Origin of the sequence: Enterobacter sp. 50588862, from assembly GCF_001462935.1 — a bacterium.
GTDB lineage: Bacteria > Pseudomonadota > Gammaproteobacteria > Enterobacterales > Enterobacteriaceae > Enterobacter > Enterobacter bugandensis.
In genome coordinates this window covers 1-254 of sequence record NZ_LNHM01000014.1, presented here as the reverse complement: position 1 = coordinate 254, position 254 = coordinate 1, and the positions used below count along the sequence as shown (strand labels likewise).

Below are 254 nucleotides of genomic sequence, written 5' to 3'. Positions count from 1 at the left end.
CCGTTCCCTCTGCCGTCAGTTCGGCATTTCTCCTGCCACCGCCTACAAGTGGCTTCGCCGCTGGGCTCAGGAAGGTGCCGCCGGCCTTCAGGACCGCCCGCGCATACCGCACCATTCCCCGAACCGCTCATCTGACGACATCACCGCCCTGCTGCGCATGGCCCATGAGCGCCATGAACGCTGGGGCGCACGCAAGATTAAGCGCTGGCTCGAAGACCAGGGGCACCGTATGCCCGCCTTCAGCACCGTCCATA

1 protein-coding gene is annotated in these 254 nt (G+C 65.4%); it reads left to right on the top strand.

Annotated elements, in window-relative coordinates:
• A partial coding sequence (locus APT89_RS06665; RefSeq protein ID WP_131728588.1) for a helix-turn-helix domain-containing protein occupies nt 1-254 on the top strand: 254 nt, incomplete at both ends.